The organism is Oceanobacillus sp. M60, assembly GCF_053839645.1.
On record NZ_JBSSNH010000008.1, the window covers coordinates 18,883 to 45,787 of the forward strand.

The following is a 26,905-nucleotide window of genomic DNA, read 5'->3' on the forward strand; positions in this document are numbered from 1 at the left end:
TCCAATTAAGCAAAGGAGCATCGTATTGATGGACAACGCCACCATGAAAAAAGCATTACACGCATATGTTGATGCTTTCAACGCAAACGACATCGAACGTTTAATAGCTTTATTTTCAGATGAAGCAAGTGTGGAGGATCCTGTTGGCACACCGCCAAAAACAGGACGTAAAGAAGTGGAAGCATTTTACAAAGAAAGCATATCCGGCGCCAGCTTGGAGCTATTGGCGCCGCCGCGCGGATCTTATCGTAACGCAGCAGCCATTACATTTGCGGTTCACACAGAAAAGGAAGGCCAGCCAATCCGAATCGACGTCACCGATGTCATGACATTTGATTCCAACGGGAAAATTGCAACAATGCATGCCTATTGGGGGCCGGACGATATTCAGCAGCTTTAATGCTGCAGATCGCATGGAATAAAATAGATATTACTACACTCTCCTACCAGGCAAGACAGGAGTGTGTAACAAGCTTGCATGGACAGAGTATATAATTTATGGAAAAGGATGATTACAATGGGACGATTAACAGGGAAAGTAGCAATTATCACCGGGGCAGCTAATGGGATGGGAGCTTCAGAAGCAAAGCTTTTTGCACAAGAAGGAGCAAAAGTAGTCGCAACAGATATTAATGATAACGTATTAGATGAGGTAATCAACGAAATTAAAGAAAATGGCGGAGATGCCATCGGCCTAAAACATAATGTGACATCAGAGGATGAATGGAAACAAGTTATCCAGGAAGCTGTAACGCATTATGGAAAAATTGATGTGCTCGTAAACAACGCAGGTGTATCCAGTCCGAAAACCATCGCACAAATGGAGATGGACGAATGGAATAAAGTCATGGATATCAATTTAAACGGCTGTGTTATCGGGATGAAATACGTTATTCCGGAAATGCAAAAAGCCGGCGGCGGCTCCCTGATTAATATTTCCTCTATCGGAGGCATTGTTGGGATGGCTGGTTCAAGTCCATACACTGCTGCTAAAGGCGCTTTACGATCTCTATCAAAATCTGCAGCTGTAGAATATGGCAAAGATAAAATCCGCGTCAATTCCGTTCACCCTGGTATCATTGAAACACCAATGACGGCAGATTCCTTTGCGGATGCAACCCCTTATTATCAAACATTCACCCAGCTTCCTTACTTCGGAAATCCGGAAGATGTGGCATATGGTGTGCTGTTCCTTGCATCGGATGAATCACGCTTTATGACTGGAGCTGAACTGGTTATTGACGGCGGCTGGACTGCACTTTAATAAAGTTTAGTATTTGCAGGCAAGAAGTTTTCAACTAGAAAAAACACCCTCTTTATATGGAAGATTTGATTTTTCGAGAATCACATTCCGTATAGAGAGGGTGTTTTTCTTTAGGCGGATGAAGAGTGCTTCAAAGAAGATAGATACAAAGACTACCAAAGACGCGTTATCTGATTTGGTGTACGAAAGTTGAAATAGATGCTGCTTGTTCATCATTAATTTGATTACCTCTCAGGCAATACATTTGCTAATTTTAATAGTGTGATTAATTTAGGGGCATCTTTTCCGCTTTCCATCCGACTGATTGTTTTTTATTTACATATGTATCGTATCTGATTATATAACTGGGGACATTATATTAAATAGGACGATCTCGGTAATTTTAATATAATGTCCCCACGGTATTTATCTTTTAATATCAATTATGAAATTACTTTTCATCCAACCCAGCTAAGATTTACGGCCAGTTATAAGTCGATAAATCAGGATGATTAAAGCCACAACTAATAGGATATGCACAAGGTTTCCAGCGATGTCTCCGATGAATCCAAGTAACCATAAAACTAGAATAACGATGATAATAGTCCAAAGCATAGTCTGACCTCCTCCTTTCTTCTTTCAAAGCTATTCCCTTTTCTTATTTTTGGTAAACAAAAATTATTATTCTCCCCTGTTTAAAAAACTTGATTTTAGGCGGACAAGAACATCTCCTTCTATAATCAATGAATAATGTTATGAAAATCTTTAAGCTGATTTTGTTTTAAAAGCCATTAAATTAGGATTGTATTTTACCTTTTTGTCGTTGCGATGAATAAATTATTGATTATTTTGAAACTATCACAAGAAAGATATCGTAGGAAAATTAATTATAAATTAGGAGGAATCTATTTATGCTATTAGGAATAATTTCAGGATCTATATTCTTTGCTACATTAATTGCTCTTTTAATACCAGTAATTAATCACTTACTGAATTTCAAAAAAAAGTTTTTAATTCCACAGTTCAAAAAGAATTTAATTCATTGGTTTCAAAAAATAAAGACAGAAATTATTGAAGAAGTAAAAACAAAATATAATAAATCAAATAAATTATTTTTGAATTTTATGATGAATCACTCCAAAGAAAAGCTATATATCAGTATGCTGATCCTTCCAATTTCTTTGATTATTTTTATAGATTCATTTAGTTTAAATGCTCGTATACCAAATATTATTAACCTTATTATTTTTATTATGTTATTAAGTGGTTTGTTTTGGTTCTTCTCAAAACCTGGTGGTTTTCATAAATGGGATAATCTAGGTTTATATTTAGTCAAGCTAATGACCTTCCTTCAAATTTTACTATTACTGGTATTACTAGTACTCCAAAATCCTGAAAACTATTCATTTTTATTGTTTACTATTATTTTTACAATTGTTTATTCTTTCGCATTGTTTCGTAGTGTGCAGAAAGACTTAAGAGGTTGGAAGTTGATTCAATTGTTTAATGCCGGCTTTAGTATAATCATTATTTTTAGCACAATAGGTTTAGCTCTTGGTTCATACTATTATGCTCACAATGATATTCTTGGATTTTTTAATTCTAAGGAAATTACTTTCATTTCAAAAGATGCTAGTACTACAACTTCTATTTTATCACTTATATGTAAAGGGTGGTTTCCTTTTTACTCGCCTATAGAAAATATGCAATTAGTGTTAATACACCCCGGGTCGTTTATGCTTTTAGTAAAATTATTTTTAGAGTCTATAGTACAACCTATCATTGTTGGTATTCTAGTTTCCTGTTTGTCTTCTTTTCTTCTTCAAAGAATAAATAAGAAGACAAATATGACTCCTCAACCCCAAAATGATAAATTTACTCAAATAAGTGAATAAGTTTATCCGTAAATAATTATACTTACTGCACATTTTAACATAATCCTATACCACTTCCCCTTGATTTCATCAACTCGTGAAATCAAGGGGTTATCGAATCTATTCTCATTCCACTTTTTCCAATACCCTCTTTCCAACAAGAACCGAATGTACACAATCTCCATTCTTTGCAAAATAAATCCGCTCTCCCGTTTCCGCGATAAAATCATTTTCAGATATCGGGGAAAAGCATGTTATTTGTTCATTCCGATTCAAATAAAGCAAATCATCCTGTATCGATATGGAAGCTTTATTCCCTTCTCCTGATTGATACATGCCGGAAAACAGGTTTAAATTCAATGTTTTTCCAGATAACACATCATCTTTCTTGAAAGGATTCTCCGCTGATATCCCTAAAAGAATATGTAGTGCAGAAACCAATATCTTTTCAGCCGGGACATCGGCCATATTGATTAAAATGGAAGCAGATATTCCTTTTTCCTTAATGATTTGAAAATTAGAGGAACCTCCCTTTATACTGCCGCCATGACCAAACCGGATGTATTCCCCAATCGGATTTATTTCTATCCCGAAGCCGTAATCACCGCCATTAGGTAACGAAAAAGCGGAGGAAGTCATTTTTTCAAGTTTATCTTCTGAAATAAGACTTTGCCCCTGTATCCTGCCATTTAACCGAAGCAGCTCTGCATACTTCATTACATCGTCAGCCGAAGCCTTCCAGGACCCGTTCGTGTAAATAGCTCCTACATCCCACCAGGCTGGCGAATGAAAAATACCTGACTGCTTTTCTTGATAGGCATATAATTCCGTTACATTTTCTTTGTTAATAATGGATTCAGTCAGAAAAAAGGAGTTCTTTAGCCGCAGCGGGGAAAATAATTTTCTCTCCACATAATCGATAAACGTCATTCCGCTCGCCAATTCAATAATTTTTTGCAGCATCCCATATCCTTCATTAGAGTAATTGAACACCGTTCCTGGAGGACCTGACAATGCAAAGTCCATCCTGCTTATTTGTTCAATCAATTCATTCGCAGTTTGAATGGCAGAGTTATCCTCCCCCTGCCATTTTCCAAATAAAAAATCGCCATCCGGATCCTTCCTAATGCTTTTCATGCGGGCGTGATGAATAGAGGGCAATCCCGGTAAACCGCTGGTATGGGACATAAGATGCCTAATCTCCAGCTGTTTCAAGTAATCCTCTCTTGGCAATTTCAAATTGGGAAGCCATTCGGTTACTCTATCACTGCTATGCAGCCGGCCTTCTTCCTCCAGCTTCATAACCATCAGACATGTCAGGGATTTGGTGATGGAAGCCAGGCCGAATATTGTATCCTTTGTAATAGGAAGCCTTTCTTTCATGTTTCTGTATCCATAATATTTTTCATAAATGCTGTTGCCGTGTTGGTAAATAGTTAGTGCCATGCCGGGGATTTTTAGCTCTTCACAGGTTTGATTGATTTCATTATTCAATTTTTCTTGTGTAGATTTGGATAACATGATTTGAACCTCCCTCTATATAAAAACACCCCAAACGTCAGTTGCTTGCTCTCACATTTGGGGTGTTGTATCTAAACTGAATCCTTTTGTCATTAATACAGGTATTTCTAAATGCTAAAAACTTATTCAAACAGGACACTGACAGAAGCATTGTTATGAACTCTCAGCACGGCATCAGCTAATAACGGCGCAATGGTCAAGGATGTGATTTTATTAATTTGTTTCTCCTCTGGCAGATAAATCGAATTGGTAATCACTAATTCCTTGATAATGGAGGATTTAATCCGCTCCACTGCCGGCCCGGATAAAACAGGATGTGTACAGCAAGCATATATTTCTTCCGCTCCTCTATCAACCAGCGCATCAGCAGCCGATATAAGCGTTCCGGCAGTATCAATCAAATCATCGATAAGGATGACCTTTTTCCCTGCCACATTGCCAATCACATTCATTACCTGTGATACATTCGGTTTGGGACGCCGTTTATCTATGAGCGCAATAGGCGCGTCTAATATCGTTGCCATCTTCCTGGCGCGACCTACGCCCCCATTATCCGGCGCAACAACAATAACCTCTTCCGTCGGTAATTTCTTTTTAAAATACTCCGCTAATACAGGTACTCCCATAAGCTGGTCTACCGGCAAATCGAAAAAACCTTGAATTTGCCGCGCGTGCAGATCTAATGTGATTATTCTGGAGGCCCCTGCTGTTTCGATTAAATCAGCAATCAATTTGGCAGTAATCGGCTCTCTGGCCCGTGCCTTCCGATCCTGTCGTGCATAACCGTAATACGGAATGATCACATTGATGGATTCAGCTGAAGCTCTTTTCATCGCATCAATCATAATCAATAGTTCCATGATATGCTCATTTGCCGGTTCAGAAGTAGATTGAATCAGATATACTTCACATCCTCTGACACTTTCTTCAATATTGATTTGGATTTCACCATCACTAAAGTGTTTCACAGAGCTTTTCCCAAGAGGAACATTTAAAATATCAGCGATCTCTTTTGCTAAGGTATAATGGGAGTTCAATGAAAATAACCTTAATTTGGGACTACATTTCATTTTTTCAGCCTCCTGAATAATCCATCTCCGTCCACTGGGATAATTGCTTCTTTTCAACCAGCTTACGTGTACGATTATAATAAGTTATATTTATATTAAATCCTTTTGCTCGCTCTATCAAGGATTTCTGACACGATTCTTCTTGATTATCTTTAAATTTTGATTTATTTATAGGTTTGGATAGTGAAAAAGTTTAGCAGGAGAGAATAACAATACTCCATTTCAAAACCTTTCAAACAAAAAAACTATATATTGAATAAACCAGATAATTTTCCGATTATATTCAATATATAGGAATAGAGAGCATAGACCCTGTCATTTCCGTTCATTATTTACCCCGTCACAGGATAACGAACTTCTCTTGTTCTTTTTGACTGATACCATTGATAGCACAAAATAATAATAATTACGATATCAACAGCGTCCCCGCCATAATACATTAACATGCCCCCGGCTTCAGCCTCCGCTCTGGAAACTCCTTCAGGAGGATAAGCATAAATGACTTTGGAAAGAATCTTATGTCCTGCTAAAGCAAGTATCAATACCAAGGAACGATGGATATAACTGTATCGATATGGAATCGGGTCAATATATAACAGCGTAGCCGCAAAAAAGTATCCAGCTAGAAAAACATGCAGGTGGACAAGCACATGGACCCACATGAGTGTCTCCATCATGCTGTACAAACCCGTCGTATAAAGCAGCCAAAGTCCGCCTATATTTAATACTGCAGGAACAATTGGATTGGAAAGAAAATGAAAAAACGGACTTCTTAGAACAGCTGTTACTTTTTTAGCATAACGTGTCGGCAGTGTTCGCAGAAGCAGTGTCATTGGTGCAGCCAGTACCATGAATAACGGGCCGAGCATGCCTAAAAGCAAGTGGCCAAACATATGCATGGTAAAATTCTGATGCGCGATAGAAGCTAACGGATTTACAACGGTGATAATGCACAAAACACTTCCTGCTGTCCATAAAACTGTGCGGTATATAGGCCATGCCTTATTCTGTCTTTTTGAAAAAATAACTGCAGTAATGTAAAGCAATAGGCCAATGATAAAAGGGAGGCTTAAAAATATTTGTGTAACAGCATCAATCGAGTGAGCAGTATGCGCCATATTTTCATGCTGATGCCCCATCATCCCGGCTCACCCTTGTGCAGCTTTAGCTGTTTTTGCGTTTGGTAAACGACAATTCCTCCGGCGATTACCATTATTCCAGCAAGAATATTCCATGTTAAATCATAGGGAAGCAGGTTAACGCCATAACGAATCTGGTGCAGCTGCATCAGTTTATGCTGAACGATACCATCATACAAATTAAACACACCAGCCCCCAGCGTCATACCGCCTAGCCACCGCTTTTTCCACCAAGCTCCCCGCCGCCTTAAATCAGCCAGCATAAAAAGCGCGCCGACAGTTGCAAACCAGCTAAATGCGTGAAACAGCCCATCGGAAATAAGACCAATTTCTGTAGTCGAACGATCATAAAAATGATGCCAGTGAAGCAATTGGTGAAAAATAGCTTCGTCAATAAAAGCAACCATCCCAAGCCCAAATAAAAAACCAGATAAAACGTTTCTGCCTGAATAGCTGAACTGTTCTTGCGTCAGTTCTTTTTTCATTATAGAAACCTCCTCTATTGGATAAAAAGCTGAAACAATGTGAATCCACAGATTTATGACAACATTTTCAAATAAATTTTCACTCTTCCTATAAAATTCCTTATTAAAAAAGAAATATAACGTACAGGCTTTCCTGAAGCCCTTCTTTCTTTTAAATAGTCATTCCCATTTCTTTTTTTTGATAAACAGATTTTTATAATTGGATGGGGGGGTAATTCTTTATTTGATGTACGTTTATAATGTTTTGTTTTTCTGTAGAGACAGCTGGGATCTCAAGAAAAGAAAGCCTAGACGGATTTAACAACCATTTTAATAATACTATTCATCAGATTTACCGATTTTTATATCCCCCTTTTATTCCAATGTGTGTTTATAAAATTTTTTCTAAGCTCTTTTCATCTGTGTCATCTTGTTGTTTTATCGTAAAATTGGTATGCTAATATATACTAGCTTGACGCGGGGTCACGGATAATTAAGAAAGTAGCGTAATATTCATGAATACCTGATTCAGTAATACATGTGAATAACTACAAATATTGATGGTGATATGATGGAAAACGTGATAAATAAATTAAAGAAGAACATTGTAAATCTCACGAATTCGGAAAGAAAAGTTGCTGACTACATAATTAAAAATTCATCAGAAGTTTCTTTTGATACAATCAATCAATTAGCAAAAAAGGTCGGAACGAGTACAACTACAATAATGAGATTCACGAGTAAATTGGGATATGTGGGATATTCAGAATTTCAACATGATTTGCAAGATAATTTAAGAGATAAGGCATCTCCTCACGCCCGATTAGAATCTAATCTAAAAAATGTAGAAGAAGGAGAACTCTGGGCACAAACAATTGATTATTATATTAATCAGTTAAGAACGCTTAGCAGCCACGTTGATAAGGCCTTATTGGATGATATTGTTCAATTGATAACGCAAGCCAGACATGTCTATTGTACCTGCGTGCGCAGCGGGCTTCCTGTCGGCCAGTTTTTAACTCAGAACGTAAATCGAATTAAAGGAAATTGCAGGCTTATGGTAGCGGATACGTCAGATTGGGTAGATGAAGTAGTTTCTATGGACGAAGATGATTTACTTATTGCCATAAGTTTTCCGAGATACGCAAAACGGATTAATGATTTTATAAAAACGGCTAAAGCAAGAGGTGTTAAAATAGTTACAATTACAGATAATTATTCTTCTCCAATTGTTGACTATGCTGATGTGGTCATAACATGTGATGCAAATAGTTTAGCATTTCATAATTCACCGATTGCAGCAGCTGTAGCTGTAGACTACATCATAAACGCATTAGCTATTCAAGCATCTAATAGAGATTCAGATCGCTTAGATAAAGTCGATGAAATTCTTAAAAGTATCCATTACCATGCTAAGGATTAACAATTCATAACCTAAAGCTTTTCACACTATTTTTTATATGGTGTGAAAAGCTTTTTTTATTTTTAATTTATTGAAAAGGTTTACACAAATAATCAGACATGCTATATTGTAATAAATATTACTATTTTAATTTAAAATGTAATAAATTTTACTAAGGGGTTTTGATTATGTCTAAACAGTATAATGAAAAAGAAACGATACTCACTAAATTGAGAGAATTAAGTTCTACATTACTTGCTGACAGTATGAATTATGAGAATGTAATGGATTATCATATCAAGCCTGTAAATTATAAAGAACCGCTGGTTGGTCAAGTAAGAACCGTGTCCGTTTATCCAGGAGATAATTTATATTTACACTATGCGATTTATGAGTCTAATCCCGGCGATATACTGGTCGTGGATTGTAAGGGTTCTACTTATGCAGCATGCCTAGGTAATTTAATGGCTGCAGCAGCTGAAAAAATGGGAATAAAAGGAATAATTGTTGATGGACTAGTTAGAGATAAACAAGATTTATCGGATATGGATATACAAATATATTCTAAAGGATTTGTGCCGACTGGTCCGCGTAAAAATGGACCTGGAACCTTCGATGACACAATCAGCTGCGGGGGCATCCAAGTTCACTCAGGTGATTTTGTAATAGGTGATGAAGATGGCGTTGTCATTATTCCTCACGAAAAAATAGAAGAATCTATAATATCAGCTGAAAAAAAGCTGGCGTATGAAAACAAACGATTACAAAAGATTATGGAATTTAATTTAAACGAACAACATAATGATACTTCTGCGCTAGAGCCTGCTTGGTTAAGAGACGCAATAAAAAATAATAGTCAATAGAGATGGAGTGTTGGATTTGAATATAGGATTTATTGGATACGGTGAAGTCGGTCGTGAAATCACGAAAAGTATCAGTGAATATAACGTGGATACTATTTATGCTTTTGACCCTTTATTTCATGGATCAGAATCAAAGGATATTTCAGAAGTTACAACGTTAAGCTTTATTAATACGCCTAAAGAGTTAGTCAGAAAATCTATTGATATTTTATTTGTGGCAGTTCCAGCTAACAATGCAGTAGAAGTCTGGAATTCTATAATAGATTCTTTAGACACATCCACTTTATATGTTGATTTGACAACAGCGAGTGCCGAAGAAAAAAAGACGATAGCTGAAAAGCTGGATAAAAAAGGATTAAATTTAATTGATGCAGCTATTATGGGCGCTTTAAAGGTATACGGACATAAAGTACCTATGTTAGTTAGCGGAACTAATGGGAACGAATTTGTTAATTGGGGGCAAAAATTCGATATGAATTTAACCTGCATTAGCAAAAAAGTCGGAGATGCAACAAACTTTAAATTTATCCGCAGTATTTTTACCAAAGGCCTTTCCACATTATTGTATGAAGTAATGGAGACAGCTGAAAAACTGGAACTGGAAGACGAAATACTTGATTCAATTACTTCAACAATGGACAGAGATCCGTTTGAAGAAATTGTAGAGAGATATATAAAAAGCAATGTACCGCATTCTAAACGAAGAGAAAAAGAAATGGAGAATGTAATAGAATTTATGAAAAGGAATGGCGTAGAGCCTTATATGACAAATGGTACGAAATCTAAACTTGAATATATTACACGAGCAAAATTAGATGAAAAATTAAAGTCTGAAGAAAAATTGGATTGGAAGAAAGTTATCCATGCATTAAATAGTTAACCTTAATCGAAGGAGGTTTAAAATGGGGATATTAGCATTAGTGATATTTGTTGTAATACTTATATTATGGAGTGTTAAATTAAAGAGAAATTTAGGGGAAGCTGCTTTAATAGGGTTTTTGGCAATACTACTATTAGGCGGTAAGGACGCTGTTAACTTATTTGTACAGGGAATTACGTTTGCTTCGACTTTTTCAGTATTATATGCTGCCATTGCATTTGTATTTATGGCCTATGTAATAGATAAATTAGGAATTGTAGATAAATTACTTGGGATATTAAATTCACTTGTAGGGAGACTGCCGGGGGCACCTGCCTTTATGGATGCTATCGGTTCCTCCGCTCTAGGAACCCTGTCTGGTGGAGATTCAGGGAATACCGCTGCAACTGGGTCAATTACAGGACCATGGATGATTAAAAATAAATGGAACAAAGAAATAGCAGCAACCGTCATGGTTGGTAACGGAGGAATGGCTTCTGTCCTGCCTCCTACTACATCGATGTTTATTGTTTTAGGATTTGCCCCAGTTGCAGCAGCTGTTTCTGTTGGTGAATATTATATTGCTCTCTTTATAGCTGGGGCTTATCAGTTTATTCATAGGGCAGTTATGATAACATTCTTTGTTAAAAAACAAAATATAAAAGCTTTCCCTTCTGAATCGCTTGAACCATTGAGTGTTTCGTTAAAAAAGGGATGGTCATCCATATTTATCTATTTAGGTGCAATTATTCCATTAATGCTTACTATTGGGCCTTTATCAGATAGCTTGATTAATACCCCTTCTATAGGAGAAGAAGCAATCGATAGTATTGATATTGTTGTTTGGATACCAACCCTGATGATTGCTATCGCTTTTTTATTAGGAAGGAAAGCGTTACCAAATTCCAGCCAAGAGTTCATGGAATTTATACAAAAATCCATACCTCGATTTACAGTAATTGGTGCACTTATTTTCTTTGCTGTAGCAGCAAGCGAGGTTTTAACGAAACTCGGACTCTCTGATAATATCGCACAATTTATTGATGCCCTAAATTCTCCAGCATGGTTAACATTATTACTATTGGGCATAGGAATTACGATTATAGCAGGACCTTTAACATCAACGGGTACTTTAACAGCTGTAGGTTTAGTTTCATATGAGATATTAGTTGCAAGCGGATTCTCACCTTTAATTGCTGCTGTTGCAGTGATTACGTTTGCTTCAACATCAGCACAAATGCCGCCAGCTTCGGGATCAATTTATATTGCATCTGGCATAGTAGGTGCGAAGCCTGAAAAAACATTTGGTATGTTAATTCTTTATTATGCCGTTCCTGTTGTAATAATAGGATGGTTAATAGGAATGGGAATTTTACCAATTTGGGGAGGATAAAAATTGCAAAAATTTCTAGAAAAAGCTTTTATAGTAAGTCTAATACTATCCATTTTGACTGCATTGATTATGGTTTTAACACAATTGTTTGGATTAATAATTGGTAATGGAGAATTAATGATAAATGTCAGCGATTTATTACTAAGAACCGCAATTATATTAGCTGCAGTATTTTCAGGTATTGCTTTTATATTGGGTTACTTTCCAAAATATAAAGGGAAATCGGATTAATCTCGACAAAGATGATGAGAAATCATTTGTGTAAATGAATTGGAATCCCAAAAATGAGGCAGGCTATCCTTAAAATCGGAGAATTTAATGAGGAAAGGAAAACCTGCCCTGTTTTAAAGAAAATATGATGAGTAAGCACCTTAGCTATATTCTGTATTAATCTTTTCTTTCATTACCACATCATTGTTCTCCTCCGCACTTCCTCTAAAACCTTCCTTGGTGCTTCCCTAACCTCAACATCATCCCCCAAAAAAAGCAGCCAATTCACCATCTCACTAACCTCCTCCTCATTCCTCACATCAACAAACGTGTTTAAACGCGCCCGAGTCTGGTAAGGATTAGTATAAGAAATAGAAACAGTCAGCGGATGATACTTTTTAAATTGAGCAATCGCCTTTGGCCCCAGTTCAAGCACGAGATTAATCTCTTCTTTCTGGCTGCGCTGTTTTTCCAAAATCTTTTTCCTGCTCATCCTATGCTTAACAGGATAGGTGCGAATATCGGTAAGCTGATCCACAGGAATAATCTGTGTCTTTTCCTCCTCGAAATGAAAGCCTTCCATCAACCAGTAGCTTTTCTCCCGGTAAAGATGCAGAAGATAAATCGGATAGGATTTACACTCCTCCCCTTCCTGTACAGTAATCCACAAATAGCTATCCATAAGGATGTGTTGGATAAGCTGCTCCAACATTGGATGAGGCAGATCAGACAAATCAAGAAGATCAGGATTATTCGGATTGGTCCCTTCAAATAGGAGTATTTGATTTAAAAGCACCAGATCGTCCTGTTGATTTTCAGAGATAAGGCCAAGTAGTTTTTCAGCCAGGGACTGGCGGCTTTTCAAATAGGGAAGCTGCTGATTTCTGGTAGCCATAAACGCAAGAAAAAGCGCTTTTATCTCATTATCCGTAAAACGGACCGTTGGCAAGACAGAGTTATTCATAACAAAATAACCTCCGTCCCTTCCAACTTCAGCAACAAGCGGCATTCCCATCGCTTCAATTTCTTTGATATCTCGAATAGCAGTCGAACGAGAAATAGTAAATTCATGCATGATTTCTGATATAGTAAAACGTGAACGATTATTGATATAGCGCATGATAGTATTAATTCGCTCTACTTTTCTCATGATATCCTCCTAAACAGTATCATTTTTTGACATGATTTAAGGTTAGTATAAACTTATCAAATGAAAAGACAACACATTTGATACAATTTCTAAAAAAGGATGGTTTTAACTATGGCAAATTATACGTTAGAAGAAAAAGACAGCTTTGTTGTGTTAGGCTTTGGAACAGATCTAAAGAGTGATTATACAGATTACATGGGCATCAATCAGGAAAAAGCGGATTTCTGGAATAAAGTAAATGAGGATGGAACGCTTGATAAGTTAAAAACCGTTGCTGAAAATGAGTATGTTTTTATTGTCAATGAAGCAGTGAATAACAAGATGATGCATTATGTCGGTGTGCTGACAAAAGAGACTTTACCTGATGCGACAAGGGTGATTCAATTTCCTCAAGGGGAATATGTTGTTGTAAAAGGAGAAGCGGAAACAGCTGAAGTCCTGCATGAGACACTTACTGGTATGGCTTTTGGCGAGGCTCTGCCGGCAGCACAGGATGTTGCGTATGTCGGCGGACCAAATACCTCTGTTGAGATGGGGCAGCGTGACGGTAAGGTATTTGGTGAAATGTGGATTCCTGTAGTGCGGAAGTAATAGTGTTCTGACAGCTTAGATTCCAAACAACCTGCCTGTGTATACAGACGGGTTGTTTGATTAATTATTACTTACCTATACAAAAGCATTCTTCTTACATTTTCTCTCTACAATCTTTTTTCTTTAATCTTATCAATGTTAATTTATAATGAGATACATTAATACATCCCATTACTTCAAATTTTCAACAAACTCTTTATAATTTCTAGCTTTTATCAATCTCTTAACCAACGTACTATTATCAATTATCTCTCCAAGCATTTCATACATTCCCTGCAGGTCTTCCTGAGAATATTTTTTGACACATAAAAGGCAAATAAATTGTACTGGTTTATCTTTCCATTTAATCGGTTTTTCTAACGTACATATAGTTAAAAAAGTTTTCTCCGTTTTCGGAGTTATTGGATGTGGTATAGCTACTAAATTGCCGTATGAGGTAGGGGCAACCTCTTCTCTTTCATAAACTGCTTCTATAAATGTATCGTCTACGAGGCCCTTCTTAATCAATTCATTGTTAAGAAAGCTTAAAACTTCATCCATTGTTTGATACTCTTTTCGAAAAAACATTAAATTTTCATTAAAATAGGTATTTATAGATTGGCTTTTCTCCTCTACAAATTGTCCAATTTTAATTAAATCATTTTCCCCTAGAATAGCATTTACCTGAATTACCGGCACCGAAATTTCACCAGAAATCGGAATAGAACTAACAATAAAATCAATATTATTTAAATTATAATTACGTAATTTATAATACTCCGTCGTGCCAACAACATCCAGTTCTTTACCAAATTGATTTTTCAATTTATAATAAATTAATTGAGCTGTACCAAAGCCCGAAGCACAAACAATTAAACAACGCTTTGGTCCAGACATCAGCTTTCTTCTTTCTATCGCCGCCCCTATATGAAGTGCAATATAGCCGACTTCATTCTCATCTATTTCTGCTCCCATTTCTTCGCTAATTGTCAGCCCAGCTGAAATAGCTGCTTCAAATGCCAGCGGATAATTCTTTTTTATCTCTTCCAACATCGGATTGCGGATATTCATACCGTACTTATATCGATTTACTGCTGGTTTTAGATGAAGGCTTAACCCAAAAATCAATTCTTTATCGTCTTTTATTCCCAAATTAAATTCTTGATCTATTTTATCCAGCGCTCTAGAAACATAACAGAGAATATTCTCATCAATCACTTCTTCTACCGCGTTATTTGCTTGAGAAAGCATTTTTGTCCCGAGCAAATGAAGTGTAATATAAGCTACCTCAGCTTGAGGAAATGTAATCTCTAACTTTTCCTCTATTTCCTTAACAATCTCCTGAGCTACTTTATATTCCTTCTGTTTCAAAATATCCTGTACGTCCATATTATATAGTTTTACATAATGTCCACTTTTAGTTCGTTTATAGGCAATAACAATATGCACTAGCAAATTATTCAATGCAATGTCTGAAAGAGTGATTTGATGAAAATTAATTTGATTCATAATTATTTGCAAAAATACATTTAACAACTTTTGATCAAAGCTTGTTAAATGTAAATCTACCAATTGTTCACCCATTTCTTCCTTTCGGTCAAATATATATTCAGACATACAAAAACGAATCTTCATTTCATCCCCTTTCACCTTCAAACCATAATTCGGACGTACATCTAAGTCAATTTCATATGCAGACAGTATTACTCTCACATGCTTTAAATCATTTTGAATGGTAGACCTGCTAATATACATTTCTTCTGCTAGATCGTCTAACTTAATATAATCTTGATTAAGTAAGAGACGAATGATAATATATTTTATTCGTTCCTCAGGTGTCCGCGGAACATACTCGCCGACGGTTTGATCATGACTTGATATTTCTTTTAAAAAGTTACGAAAGTATTGTTCATCGATAACCTTCAGCTGATACCCCTTCCCTTTTAACGATTCAATCGTTCCACCATGCTCTTTTAACAAGCTAGAGAGGGCTTTCATATCTTCCCTTGTTGTTCTGACTGTGACATGATTTACGGCAGCAAGATACCTCCCTGCTACAGGAGCTTCTGCTGCCATTAATTCTCGTAATATCATTTTCATCCTATTTTCTAACATCTTTTTACTTCACCTTACTTTCGGGTGTGTAAATATATTTATTTCTTCTATATAAATTATTTTAACAATAAAGGTCCTGACTCAAACATAGAACCAGAACCTTTACCTATATTTTTTTTTAGAACCACATAGCAAACTTTAAAGTTTTCACAATCTCAATTATAAATGCCAAACAATTATCTGAGAAAAAGCGTTCCTGATTCCGTATTTAAATCCACAGAAAACATTTCAAAGTGGACACTTACAAACAATCTAAAGAAAGCGGACCGCTGCGTCGTTTTTTAATAGAGTTCTCTTACTAAAAACCATTATTTTCGGAAACCTCTTTAATCCAATGTGCACTTTTCTTCGGTGTACGTTTTTTAGTTTCTAAATCAACGGAGAAGAAACCATAACGGTTTTTATAACCATTCATCCACGACCAGTTATCCATAAAGGTCCATAAATGATATCCCTTAGCATTACATCCCTCTTGAATTGATTTATGCAGCCATTTTAAGTGTCCCTGAATAAATTCAATACGATAATCATCCTGAATTTCTCCATTTTCCAAGAATCGTGCTTCATCTTGAACTCCCATTCCATTTTCAGAGACAAAGGATTCAATGTTTCCATAGTTCTCCTTTAAGTTAATCATAATATCATAAATTCCTTTTTCGTAGATTTCCCATCCACGGTATGGGTTCATTTTTCTACCCGGCATTTCATAGTTATCGAAGAACCAGTCTGGCATAAAAGGACTATATGGATTTGGTAAATGCTCTTTCGCTTTCACACGGCGTGGTTGATAATAGTTAACACCTAGAATATCAACAGTGTTAGCTTTGACAAGTTCCTTATCACCATTTTCAGTGATGGGTAATTGACCATACTCCTTTAATATTTCAATTAATTCCTCAGGATATTCTCCCAACACAGCCGGATCTAAAAAACTACGGTTAAAAAATAAGTCTGCAATACGTGATGCTTTTATGTCAGCAGGATGTTGACTTCGCGGGTAAGATGGAGTCAGATTTAAAATGATACCTATTTTTCCATCTCTCATTCCTGAAGCACGGAAAGCCTCAACTGCTTGAGCATGAGCAATCATCGTATGATAAGCAACCTGTACTGCACGCCTTCCATCTACTATATTAGGATAATGGAAATCATAAAGATAACCGCCTTCTACTGGTACAATAGGTTCATTGAATGTAAACCATTTAGAAACACGATCACCGAACAACCGGAATGCTTCACGGGCATACATTGTATATGCATCAACAACTGATCTGCTTTCCCACCCTCCTTCTTCTTGTAACTCATATGGCATATCAAAGTGGTATAAATTCACAAAAGGTTCAATACCATTAGCAATTAATTCATCAATGACATTATTATAAAATTTCACAGCTTCGTGGTTTACTTCCCCACGTCCACCTGGGATTAGACGAGACCAAGAAATAGACAGACGAAATGTATTATGCCCAATTTCCTTCATTAATTGGATATCTTCTTTATAATGGTGGTAAAAGTCTGAGGTGGTCTCTGGTCCTACCCCTTCATAAAAACGATTGGGTTCTGTTTCATACCAATAATCCCAGATGTTTTTTCCTTTTCCATCTTTATTTGCAGCACCTTCCGTCTGTGTTGCTGATGCTGCACTTCCCCACCAAAATCCTTCCGGGAACTTGTATTGTACAGTCATGATATACCTCCTAATTATTATGATGATATAATTCAATGATCTCTGTTGCTAAATCACGAACAGTCATAGCATTCATTAAATGATCTTGTGAATGGATTAAAATAATATTGATTTCAGTACTTTTTCCATTAGCTTCTCCTTGAAGCAGGTTTGTTTGAAATTCATGTGCTTTATTTAGTTCCTCACCCGCTTCAATTAATTTACTTTCTGCTTCTTCAAAGTTTCCTTCTTTCGCTTCTTGAATGGCTTCCATTGCACTAGAGCGACCATTTCCTGCATATAAAATAATTTGAAATGCAATTTCTGTAATATTTTTCATGCACTTTCCCCTCTTTTCAATAGCTGACATCCTATATTTTATAAATAGGATTGATCCCGTTTTTACCGCTAGGACCATTTTCTTGTTAGATTAATAATTTATATTCATTTTATATATAGCGACGTACATATCCAGCATTTAGTAAATTTCACCCTCTTTCACTATGATAAAGAAGATTGCTCAATTGACAATCAGCTGGATGTTCAGTCGCAATTATATTCTTATAGCGATAATCACTTCTGCTTGTGATTCTCTTTATGCTCCAAAAAGATTGCTTTAATCCATTTTTTAATAAATAGACAATGGTGCTTTATTTTTATTTGCTGCTTTTCTTCTCATTTTCATAATAGCTTTTATCAATAATCTTAAGGAAAGGCCACCAGATTATCATTACGACTATTAAGTTAAATGCTTGCAATACTGCCCCCTGCCACGCATTTCCTGTCGCCAAGAATCCACTGAGAAGCGGCGGCGTAGTCCATGGCACAATAATTCCTGCTGGTTTTGGTACGATACCCGTTGACATCGCAAAGTACGTTATAATCGTTACAACAACTGGTGCAAGAATCCAAGGAATGAGAGATAACGGATTCATAACAATTGGCAGCCCAAAGATGATTGGTTCATTTACATTAAATATACTTGCTGGTGCACCTAGTTTGCCAAGTTCTTTCATCTGCCTGCTTCGACCTATTATTAAGATTAAAATGATAACTGCTAACGTCATACCAGTTCCGCCCATACCAACTAAGAAGGTATCAATAAACTGTTTGGTTACAACGTTTGGTATTTCTTGACCAGCTTGGAATGCTTGTAGATTTTCATTATTTAAAGCGTACCAGATTGGGTCAAATACAGAGTTTATAATAATCTGACCGTGCAATCCAAAGAACCAAAATACTTGAATTAAAAGAACAGCAATAATTGTTGCTGGTAAACCGCTGCCCAGAGCAGTCAGTGGCTCTTGAATAAGCGTATAAATAAAATTCTGTATCGTATCAAACGGAGTAAAGCTGAATACAATTCTGAGAACTAAAAAGATGGATAATGTCAAAGCAACCGGAATCAATGCACTAAATGATTTAGAAACCTGATCTGGTACTCCAGCCGGCATTTTAATTGTCCAATTTTTTTGAGTGAAAAATCTATATAACTCAGCGGAAACGAATGCGGTAACAATTCCTAAAAACATGCCTTCCGCACCTAAGCTTACAGCCGGGATAGCACCAGCCACTCCTTCAAGAACTTGAGGTGTTAATATTAAGAAAGATGCGATGGCAACTGTACCACCATAAATAGCTTCCAAACCGTATCGCTGCGTTAACTTATAACCAATACCTACGATAACAAATAATCCCATAAGGCTTAACGTTGATTCTGATGCTGGCGCTAATGCATTTTGGTAAGTTGCAAACGCTTCTTCTCCAATTAACCTGTCTAAGAATGGCAGATTTGCCAAAACAACGAAAATGGAACCGAAAATAATAAATGGTAACGCAACCATGAACCCATCACGTAAAGCTGTTAAATATCTATTGTTGTTTAATTTATCCGCAATCGGCAACAGAATATTTTCCAAAAACTCCATAAACTTATTCATTTATTAGTCCTCCTTTGACGGTTATTTTTCAATCAATTCTAATGCTTGATTTAAAACAGCTTCCCCATCTACACGTCCATATGTCATTGGATCAATAACATCTAATGGAATTCCAACTTCTTCTGCTACAGGAGTATACTTCTTCTTCATGAATCTCATTTGCGGGCCAATCAAAAGAACATCTGCCTTTTCCATTTCACTTGGTGCTTTATCTTGCGCAACAGCCCAAATAGTTACTTCAATGCCTTTAGCTTCTGCTGCTTCCTCCATTTTTTTAACTAATAGACTTGTTGACATACCTGCTGAACATGCTAATAATATTTTTTTCATCTATAATTCCTCCTAAAGTGTTTTATTAAAATAATGTTTTGTGAAACTATCCTTATAGTAATTCTAAAACGCTTACAACTAAACACATTGTTTTTCCTCTTTGAAGGGGAAATACATTAAGATGTACAAAAAACATCTACACTCTCCAGTGTTGCACAAATCTTGCTTCATCTGCCTGTGCTTCGCCATATATAAAAATTCTTCAGCTTCTCAAATATTGATTCTACAACTTCCAACGAACATAACCAACACTAAAACCTTTAATACACACTATTTTGGCATGTTTTTTGCTAGATAAAAGTAAAGGAGGTGAACGAATGAGGTGTTTTATATTCGCAACACACGGCTATTTATCAGACGCATTTGTATATTCCATAGAAATGATACTGGGACAGCAAGAAAATATGCACTCTATCAAAATGAATCCAAATACGAGCACAGAATCTATCAAAGAACAATTGCAAAACATAGTTGCCCAGCAAGAATCTGATACGGAATATGTAGTGCTCACAGATATTTTAGGCGGAAGTATTACTAATTTAATGGCCGAATGGATGACGAAAGAAAATATTCATGTTCTAACCGGAACCAATCTCCCAGTGGCTATTGAATTAATTAGTAACAACGAAGATATTAGTCTCAAACAACTTGTTCACAAAAGCATCTATCAAGGAAAAGAAGGGATTGTCTATGTTAATGAAGTTGTCGAAAGGCAGGAACAGGAAAGGATGGAATTCTGATGATTAAACTGGTAAGAATCGATGATCGGTTATTACATGGGCAGGTAGCTTTTGCCTGGTCAAAGCACTATGACATCAATATCATCTTGGTGGCGAACGATAATGCTGCTCTGGATAAAACGAAACAAATGGCTTTAAAAATGGCTAAGCCACCAAGTGCCAAGCTTTATATTAAATCAGTTGAAGACGCTGTCAAAGATTTACCAAAATTGGACAACCCAAAAATGAAAGCGTTAGTCATCATTGATTCTACTAAAGACGCAAAAAGCCTTGTAGATGCCTCGGATAATATTAAAAGTATTAATGTTGGCGGAATTCGAATGGCAGAAGGAAAGAAATTAATTTCCCGAGCGGTGGCAGTAGATGACGAGGACATTAAAAATTTAAAGACCATTGAAGAAAAAATCGAAGTAGAGGTTCGCCAAGTTCCTAACGATACAAAAAAATTATTTAAAAACCTTGTTTAAAAACGCTTTGGAAGGAGGAAGAAAATGCTGCTGGAAGCGATATTGATAGGACTTGTTGGAGCAGTTGGAATCCTGGATGGCAGAATTTTTGGACAAACCATGATCGAACGACCATTAGTACTTGGTCCAGTGGTAGGGCTGATTCTTGGAGACCTGCAAACAGGGATTATCGTAGGTGCTACACTGGAATTAGTTTGGATGGGAATTGTCGGCATTGGTTCAGCCACTCCCCCAGATGTCACTACCGGAGGAGTATTAGGAACTGCATTTGCCATTATGACAGACAGTGGCCCAGAAGTTGCCTTAGCCCTAGCTGTACCAATTGCTATTTTAGCACAGTCTTTAGGAATTCTGGTTCGTACGGTAAATACTTTTTTCATTCACCGTGCCGACCGTTACGCCAAGCAAGGTGATTCAAGAAAGATAACTCTTATGCATTGGCTGGGAATTTCTTTATTCTTTTTAAATGGATTTGTACCAAATTTTTTAGGAATTATGCTGGGTTCAGAAACAGTTGAGGCTTTTGTTAATAACATTCCTGCTTTTATTACGAATGGATTAGAGGTAGCAGCTTCGATGTTTCCGGCATTAGGTTTTGCTTTGTTACTTCAAATGACGTTCAGTATGAAGCTTTCTCCATATTTCTTTTTGGGATTTGTCATTGCTATTTACTTTGGCGTAGATATCACTGGAGTCGCCATTATTGGAGCAATCATTGCAGTAATACTTTATCAGTTAGATAAATCTGATGAAGAGGAGGTTTCTTTATAATGGAAGAACAAAATAAACCGGGCGAGATTACTAAAAAAGATTTAAAAAAAGTGTTCTGGCGTTCTTTCACACTTCAGGGTTCCTTTACCTATGAAAGGATGCAGGCCTTAGGCTACCTTTATTCATTAATTCCGCTATTAATTAAATTGTATCCTAATAGCAAAGAACGAGCAGAAGCGTATCAGCGACATTTGGCATTTTTTAATACGACACCAGCTGTATCCAGTTTTATTATGGGTATATCCGGAGCCATGGAACAAAAAAACGCGAAAGACAAAGAGAATTTTGATAAAACTACAATAAATAATATTAAAGTTGCATTAATGGGGCCACTTGCAGGAATAGGTGATTCATTTTTTTGGGGCACATTTAGAGTCATTGCTGCTGGTATAGGCATCTCTCTGGCAAGCGACGGAAATATGTTAGGACCTATCCTATTCTTACTGCTATATAATGTTCCACATTTTTTAGCCAGATACTATGGAACTTTCGTAGGGTTTAATAAAGGAACAGATTTGTTAGACAAGATTCAGGAAAAAGGGCAATTTGAAAAAATATCTTTAAGTGCATCGGTATTAGGTTTGATAGTGATAGGAGCAATGACAGGAACATTGATTGACCTATCCACTCCTCTCTCTTTCAGTATGCAAGGCAGTGAAGTGAACCTGCAAGATACACTGGATGAGATTATGCCAAAAATGATACCGCTTGGTCTAACCTTATTTATACTTTATCTATTAAAGAAAAGCGTCAAAGTGAACTATATTATGTTAGGAATTATTGTAATAGGAATTGTAAGTTCAGTTTTAGGTATTTTCTAAAGGAGGAATTGAAAATGACTGTTAATTTAATGCATCAATATATTTTGGAAGAAAAGGAAGTACTGCTCCATTTACTCGAAAACAGAAAAAAGATTGTAGGACCTGTGATTCCATCTGTAAATAAAGAAGTGAGAAATGTATATATTATCGGTTCAGGGACTTCTTATCATGCGGCAGTAGCTGCCAAGCCACTAATAGAAGAAGTAACTAATTGGGAGGTTCAACCAACTTATCCCACCCATTTTATGCAAGAAAAAATATCGGACAGCAAAAACAATCTTGTTTTAGGTATTTCACAGGGAGGCAGCAGTCTGTCTACGATAAATGGGATAAAACGTGCACAGAAAATGAATATCCCGACAGTTGGAATTTCAGAATATAAAGATAGTAATCTGGCCGATATATCTGATTATTATTTACCTATTGAAGTAGGAGATCAGGAAAAGGCTGGAGCAAAAACGAAAGGATATGTAGCATCTATCCTCACCTTAATGTTATTCTCATTAGAATTTAGCGAGTATAATCAGTTACTAAGTGACGAGAAGTACAATAATTATTTGGCAAGAATGAAGAAAACTTTCGAAAAGCTGGATGAAATTGTTCATGCTTCAGAAGAATGGGTTTATCAAATCAAAGATGAATTGACAAACGCCCGCGAAATCATGGTTATCGGGTACGGGTCCCATTATGCCACAGTATTAGAAGGGGCATTAAAACTTCTAGAAACGGTAAGGGTTCCAGTCATCGGGTATGAGATGGAAGAGTATATGCATGGTGTGTATAATTGCGTCAGTGAAGATAGTAACTTTATTTTTCTGGCATCCCAACACGAGAATCGGGAAAGATTACTAGCATTGGAAGAATTTCTGAGTAAAGTTACAAACCATTGTTATTTGATAGGAAGTGAAAAAACAAATGCTTCTCCGAAAGATTTGATTATTTCCAGAGATGAAGATTCAATATTTAGTGTCTTTGAATATATTATTCCTCTACAGCTTCTATCTGCTGTATTAGCAAATGAAAAAGGAATTGATCCTGCAGTTTCTAAATTCCAAAATTTCCATCAGCTGATGAAGAGCAAATCATAATAGGGCATTGCAGCGTATCTTCCGCCACGGATACGCTGCAATAACTATTTATTTTAAAAGGATGAGATAGATGGATATAGATCAACTAATTCAATTTCTAAGTCAACAATCCATAAATAGGAAAGCGCAGCAGCTGGGAAAAGGGGCTACGGCAACTTTGTTAAGCGATACATTTCAAATGAATCGAAGTGTAGCAAGTCGCCTGTTAAATGACTTATTTCACCGGCAAGAATTAATAAAAGTGAATTCGCGTCCCGTTCTATTCTATGAGAGAAAAACATTGGAAAACTTCTATCATAAAAGAGTGGATACATTTGTCTTTAAAAGTATTTCTGATTTAAAGAGCTATTTTTCTATCAATGAAAATATTTCAGATCCTTTCCAAGAGTTTATTGGTGAATCCATGGATACAAAAAATATGATTGAACAATGCAAGACAGCAATCAGTTACCCTCCGAGCGGGCTGCCAATTCTGATTACAGGAAATTCAGGTGTGGGAAAGAGTTACTTAGCAAAATTGATTTATGATTATGCTTCCAATGAAGAGATTATTTCAAACAATGGGAAATTCATTACTTTAAATTGTGCTGAATATGCAGATAATCCTGATTTAATTACTGCGAAACTATTTGGTCATGTAAAGGGAGCTTTTACCGGAGCAGATAATCACAAAATGGGTATTGTAGAAGCCGCGAATAACGGGGTATTATTTTTAGATGAAGCACATCGATTATCTTTTGAGAGTCAGGAAAAGTTATTTCTGCTAATGGATAAGGGAGTCTATAATCCCTTAGGTAGCAATGATATAGAGAAGAAGACAAATGTCAGGGTTATTCTTGCTACCACAGAGAACCCTGGCGAAGCTTTTTTACCTACTTTTACAAGAAGAATACCAGTGATTATCGATTTACCATCTCTTAATCAAATGTCTCTAAAAAACAGACAGACATTGATTAAAAAATTTTATAAAGATGAAAGCAAACGAATAAACAAAACCTTGGATATTTCTAAAAATGTAATCTACACACTCTTTAAATATGATCCTCCCGGCAATATAGGTGAACTTAAAAACGTTATTATTTTTTCCTGCGCCAGTGCTTTACAGGAAAATTCCATGGCTGATGACAATATTTCCATTAACATCAGACATTTGCCTGAGCATTTAATAAAACTATATGCAGACAATAAGTATTATTTAAACTATCAATTCAAACATATCTTTTTAGATGAAATGGTGATTGATTACGAAGATGGACCTACATTAGCTGACAAACATATTACAAAAACAGAAAGCATAATCCATCATTTGTTTAAAGATATACAGACTAAAGTAAAAAATCATCAAGATATACCTTTTTCGGCTCTAGTAGAAGATGTAAAAAAATATTTAGACGAACTGCAGTCTTTTTCTCTTTTAGAAAGCTCTGAACAGAAAGTTAATACTATCGAAAAATTATTGTTCAATGTTCTAAAAGTTTATGATTATACCTTCTATTCACAGCAGACTATTTCAAAAATAACGAAGTATATTATTTACCGAAATGAATCATTTTCAGCGTTAACAGATGAAGAAGGTGTTTTTAGAAAGCTTTTAGAAGGCTTAAAACATGTTTATCCAAGAGAATTCAATCAGGCAAATCTGATTAAAGAAGAAATGGAAAATGTATTAGGATTAACAATTAATTTACTAGATTTGAATATCATTATTTTGTTTTTAAGAAGTTTCGAGAAGCTGACGGATAGTAAAGGAATCAAATCAATCATTGTCTGCCACGGGGAGAATACCGCTTCAAGCATTGCAAATGTAGCCAATAGATTATTGGGAAAATATCTCTTTCAAGGGTTTGACATGCCTATAGAAGTCTCTGTTTCAGATGTTATCGAGAAAATGAAATTATTCCTTAAAACCATCGATAACCATAATGATATTATTATTTTTGTAGACATGGGTTCCCTTACACAATTATCTGATCGATTAGAAAATAGCTTTAAAGGAACGATTGGTTTAGTCAATAATGTGACGACCTCCATGGTCATTGAAGCAGGAGAAAGTATCCTTCAAAACAAACCAATCAAGCAAATATTAGCGAAAATGAAGAAACAGATACCAAAGTATCAAATCATTGAACCTCCTGCAAACAAAAAAGAAAATGTTATTATTACTACCTGTGATACTGGTATCGGAACGGCTATGAAATTTAAAGAGTTATTGGACAGGATATTTAAAAACATAAAAAATATTGATGTTATCGCATTTGATTATTCAACCTTGGAACATAACGAATCAGAAAGCGCTTTATTTGACTCGTACAACATTTTGGGTATTGTAGGAACATTGGATCCTGAAATAGAAGGAATACCCTTTGTAGCTATTGAAGACATAATCAACGGAGAAAATCAATTTAAATGGTATGAGATTCTTGGAACCGTATTGACAGAAAGCGAGATAACCGTACTTAACGATAAGCTTCTTAAGCAGTTTTCAATGCAAAGTGTGCTTGATCATATCACGATATTAAATCCTGAAAAAATCATTAATCATGTTGAAAGAGCATTAAGCTTGTTACAGGAAATATTTCAAATTAAATTATCTAATTCTTCCAAAATCAGTTTATACATTCATATCAGTTGTTTGATAGAAAGACTCGTCAAACAACAGCCAATAGAGATTTATGCAGAATTAGATAATTTTGAGCATAAGCATCGAGAATTTATAGGCGGTATTAAAAAGGCGTTCATTCAATTGGAAAATGTTTATAACATCACTCTGCCGACGAGTGAAATCGGTTATATCCACGATATTATAAAGCACAATCATCTGGATTTTGCGTATTAGAATTATAATTAAATCAATATTATTATGTTGATAGATAAATTATTATGGGTGTTCAATTGAAGGAAGATAAATCAACATTCTGACACGTGTCATTTGAGTTTTTGCCATTAACCATCTACTGAATATGAAGCAATACACAGCTTCCATTTACGTTCAATCTATTAAAAAATCCTCGATGTAGTGGAATTTCTTTAAAAATTCTATTGTACATCGAGGATTTTTATTTTTTAAAACTCTAACTCGTAATGCTTTCTATCTTTATTTTATTAGAATAAAGATTTTGAATAGCGATACATTATAACGGTGTGAAAACATAATAGACATTTCCTGACTTAATAAAGAGAATGTCTTCTCTTATTTAACATTCGATATC

At 35.9% G+C, this 26,905-nt stretch carries 27 protein-coding genes; 15 read left to right on the forward strand and 12 right to left on the reverse strand.

Annotation, left to right across the window (positions count from 1 at the left end; genetic code table 11):
- Positions 1-28: 28 nt before the first annotated feature.
- Together ACW0TQ_RS18855 and ACW0TQ_RS18860 are read left to right on the forward strand one after the other, a co-directional pair.
- A complete protein-coding gene (locus tag ACW0TQ_RS18855; RefSeq protein ID WP_193065461.1) occupies positions 29-400 on the forward strand; it encodes a nuclear transport factor 2 family protein in 372 nt (123 codons plus the stop codon).
- Between the two features lie 117 nt (positions 401-517).
- A complete protein-coding gene (locus tag ACW0TQ_RS18860; protein WP_042529828.1) occupies positions 518-1,264 on the forward strand; it encodes an SDR family NAD(P)-dependent oxidoreductase in 747 nt (248 codons plus the stop codon).
- 224 nt (positions 1,265-1,488) lie between these two features.
- Here the strand turns inward: ACW0TQ_RS18860 and ACW0TQ_RS18865 are convergent, their stop codons facing one another.
- Positions 1,489-1,569: a hypothetical protein gene (locus ACW0TQ_RS18865; RefSeq protein WP_445667644.1), complete on the reverse strand. Its 81-nt coding sequence runs from the start codon at positions 1,567-1,569 to the stop codon at positions 1,489-1,491.
- Between the two features lie 145 nt (positions 1,570-1,714).
- Complete coding sequence (locus ACW0TQ_RS18870) at positions 1,715-1,858, reverse strand: lmo0937 family membrane protein (protein ID WP_193064652.1); 144 nt, start codon at positions 1,856-1,858, stop codon at positions 1,715-1,717.
- 296 nt (positions 1,859-2,154) lie between these two features.
- Between ACW0TQ_RS18870 and ACW0TQ_RS18875 the strand changes: the two genes are divergently transcribed.
- Positions 2,155-3,138 carry a hypothetical protein gene (locus ACW0TQ_RS18875; protein ID WP_341173262.1) on the forward strand — a complete coding sequence of 328 codons (984 nt, stop codon included), beginning with the start codon at positions 2,155-2,157 and terminating at the stop codon, positions 3,136-3,138.
- Positions 3,139-3,243: 105 nt separating this feature from the next.
- Here ACW0TQ_RS18875 and ACW0TQ_RS18880 read toward each other — a convergent pair whose 3' ends face one another.
- From ACW0TQ_RS18880 to ACW0TQ_RS18895, 4 genes are all read right to left on the reverse strand, one after another.
- The gene (locus ACW0TQ_RS18880) at positions 3,244-4,638 is read right to left on the reverse strand and encodes a serine hydrolase domain-containing protein (protein ID WP_341173263.1); all 1,395 of its coding nucleotides are present in this window, start codon (positions 4,636-4,638) and stop codon (positions 3,244-3,246) included.
- 122 nt (positions 4,639-4,760) lie between these two features.
- Positions 4,761-5,708, reverse strand: a complete 948-nt coding sequence (locus ACW0TQ_RS18885) for a ribose-phosphate diphosphokinase (protein WP_341173264.1) — start codon at positions 5,706-5,708, stop codon at positions 4,761-4,763.
- 332 nt (positions 5,709-6,040) lie between these two features.
- The gene (locus ACW0TQ_RS18890) at positions 6,041-6,850 is read right to left on the reverse strand and encodes a cytochrome c oxidase assembly protein (protein WP_226895061.1); all 810 of its coding nucleotides are present in this window, start codon (positions 6,848-6,850) and stop codon (positions 6,041-6,043) included.
- Positions 6,847-7,332: a DUF2243 domain-containing protein gene (locus ACW0TQ_RS18895; RefSeq protein WP_193064643.1), complete on the reverse strand. Its 486-nt coding sequence runs from the start codon at positions 7,330-7,332 to the stop codon at positions 6,847-6,849. The genes ACW0TQ_RS18890 and ACW0TQ_RS18895 overlap by 4 nt, the downstream gene beginning before the upstream one ends.
- A gap of 550 nt (positions 7,333-7,882) precedes the next feature.
- On the opposite strand from ACW0TQ_RS18895, the gene ACW0TQ_RS18900 reads away from it, so the two are divergent.
- From ACW0TQ_RS18900 to ACW0TQ_RS18920, 5 genes are all read left to right on the forward strand, one after another.
- Positions 7,883-8,734, forward strand: a complete 852-nt coding sequence (locus tag ACW0TQ_RS18900) for a MurR/RpiR family transcriptional regulator (protein ID WP_256705074.1) — start codon at positions 7,883-7,885, stop codon at positions 8,732-8,734.
- Between the two features lie 167 nt (positions 8,735-8,901).
- Positions 8,902-9,576, forward strand: a complete 675-nt coding sequence (locus ACW0TQ_RS18905; protein WP_193064641.1) for an RraA family protein — start codon at positions 8,902-8,904, stop codon at positions 9,574-9,576.
- A gap of 16 nt (positions 9,577-9,592) precedes the next feature.
- Entirely contained in the window at positions 9,593-10,456 is an 864-nt protein-coding gene (locus tag ACW0TQ_RS18910) for a DUF1932 domain-containing protein (RefSeq protein WP_341173265.1), read from the forward strand.
- Positions 10,457-10,478: 22 nt separating this feature from the next.
- Positions 10,479-11,828: a TRAP transporter large permease subunit gene (locus ACW0TQ_RS18915; RefSeq protein WP_341173266.1), complete on the forward strand. Its 1,350-nt coding sequence runs from the start codon at positions 10,479-10,481 to the stop codon at positions 11,826-11,828.
- Between the two features lie 3 nt (positions 11,829-11,831).
- Positions 11,832-12,059, forward strand: a complete 228-nt coding sequence (locus ACW0TQ_RS18920) for a hypothetical protein (protein WP_193064638.1) — start codon at positions 11,832-11,834, stop codon at positions 12,057-12,059.
- 172 nt (positions 12,060-12,231) lie between these two features.
- Here the strand turns inward: ACW0TQ_RS18920 and ACW0TQ_RS18925 are convergent, their stop codons facing one another.
- Entirely contained in the window at positions 12,232-13,188 is a 957-nt protein-coding gene (locus ACW0TQ_RS18925; RefSeq protein ID WP_256705075.1) for a helix-turn-helix transcriptional regulator, read from the reverse strand.
- 111 nt (positions 13,189-13,299) lie between these two features.
- Here ACW0TQ_RS18925 and ACW0TQ_RS18930 point away from each other — a divergent pair, with 111 nt between their 5' ends.
- Entirely contained in the window at positions 13,300-13,779 is a 480-nt protein-coding gene (locus ACW0TQ_RS18930) for a GyrI-like domain-containing protein (RefSeq protein ID WP_193064636.1), read from the forward strand.
- 171 nt (positions 13,780-13,950) lie between these two features.
- On the opposite strand, the gene ACW0TQ_RS18935 is transcribed toward ACW0TQ_RS18930, so the two are convergent.
- From ACW0TQ_RS18935 to ACW0TQ_RS18955, 5 genes are all read right to left on the reverse strand, one after another.
- A complete protein-coding gene (locus tag ACW0TQ_RS18935) occupies positions 13,951-15,873 on the reverse strand; it encodes a BglG family transcription antiterminator (protein WP_341173267.1) in 1,923 nt (640 codons plus the stop codon).
- 298 nt (positions 15,874-16,171) lie between these two features.
- Positions 16,172-17,560 carry a glycoside hydrolase family 1 protein gene (locus tag ACW0TQ_RS18940; protein WP_256705077.1) on the reverse strand — a complete coding sequence of 463 codons (1,389 nt, stop codon included), beginning with the start codon at positions 17,558-17,560 and terminating at the stop codon, positions 16,172-16,174.
- Positions 17,561-17,570: 10 nt separating this feature from the next.
- The gene (locus ACW0TQ_RS18945) at positions 17,571-17,879 is read right to left on the reverse strand and encodes a PTS sugar transporter subunit IIA (protein ID WP_193064633.1); all 309 of its coding nucleotides are present in this window, start codon (positions 17,877-17,879) and stop codon (positions 17,571-17,573) included.
- 316 nt (positions 17,880-18,195) lie between these two features.
- Positions 18,196-19,479, reverse strand: coding sequence for a PTS cellobiose transporter subunit IIC (celB, locus tag ACW0TQ_RS18950; RefSeq protein ID WP_193064632.1), 1,284 nt, complete (start codon positions 19,477-19,479; stop codon positions 18,196-18,198).
- Positions 19,480-19,500: 21 nt separating this feature from the next.
- A complete protein-coding gene (locus ACW0TQ_RS18955) occupies positions 19,501-19,809 on the reverse strand; it encodes a PTS sugar transporter subunit IIB (RefSeq protein ID WP_193064631.1) in 309 nt (102 codons plus the stop codon).
- A 317-nt stretch (positions 19,810-20,126) separates the two neighbouring features.
- Here ACW0TQ_RS18955 and ACW0TQ_RS18960 point away from each other — a divergent pair, with 317 nt between their 5' ends.
- From ACW0TQ_RS18960 to ACW0TQ_RS18985, 6 genes are all read left to right on the forward strand, one after another.
- Positions 20,127-20,549, forward strand: a complete 423-nt coding sequence (locus ACW0TQ_RS18960) for a PTS sugar transporter subunit IIA (protein WP_256705078.1) — start codon at positions 20,127-20,129, stop codon at positions 20,547-20,549.
- Positions 20,549-21,016 (forward strand): PTS sugar transporter subunit IIB, encoded by a 468-nt coding sequence (locus tag ACW0TQ_RS18965; protein WP_256705079.1) that lies wholly within the window; start codon positions 20,549-20,551, stop codon positions 21,014-21,016. Before ACW0TQ_RS18960 ends, ACW0TQ_RS18965 begins: the two co-directional genes overlap by 1 nt.
- Before the next feature lie 24 nt (positions 21,017-21,040).
- Positions 21,041-21,787 (forward strand): PTS mannose/fructose/sorbose/N-acetylgalactosamine transporter subunit IIC, encoded by a 747-nt coding sequence (locus tag ACW0TQ_RS18970; protein ID WP_193064629.1) that lies wholly within the window; start codon positions 21,041-21,043, stop codon positions 21,785-21,787.
- A complete protein-coding gene (locus ACW0TQ_RS18975) occupies positions 21,787-22,608 on the forward strand; it encodes a PTS system mannose/fructose/sorbose family transporter subunit IID (RefSeq protein ID WP_256705080.1) in 822 nt (273 codons plus the stop codon). Before ACW0TQ_RS18970 ends, ACW0TQ_RS18975 begins: the two co-directional genes overlap by 1 nt.
- A gap of 14 nt (positions 22,609-22,622) precedes the next feature.
- Positions 22,623-23,696 carry an SIS domain-containing protein gene (locus tag ACW0TQ_RS18980; protein ID WP_256705081.1) on the forward strand — a complete coding sequence of 358 codons (1,074 nt, stop codon included), beginning with the start codon at positions 22,623-22,625 and terminating at the stop codon, positions 23,694-23,696.
- A 70-nt stretch (positions 23,697-23,766) separates the two neighbouring features.
- Positions 23,767-26,532, forward strand: a complete 2,766-nt coding sequence (locus ACW0TQ_RS18985) for a sigma 54-interacting transcriptional regulator (RefSeq protein WP_052484894.1) — start codon at positions 23,767-23,769, stop codon at positions 26,530-26,532.
- Positions 26,533-26,905 lie beyond the last annotated feature (373 nt).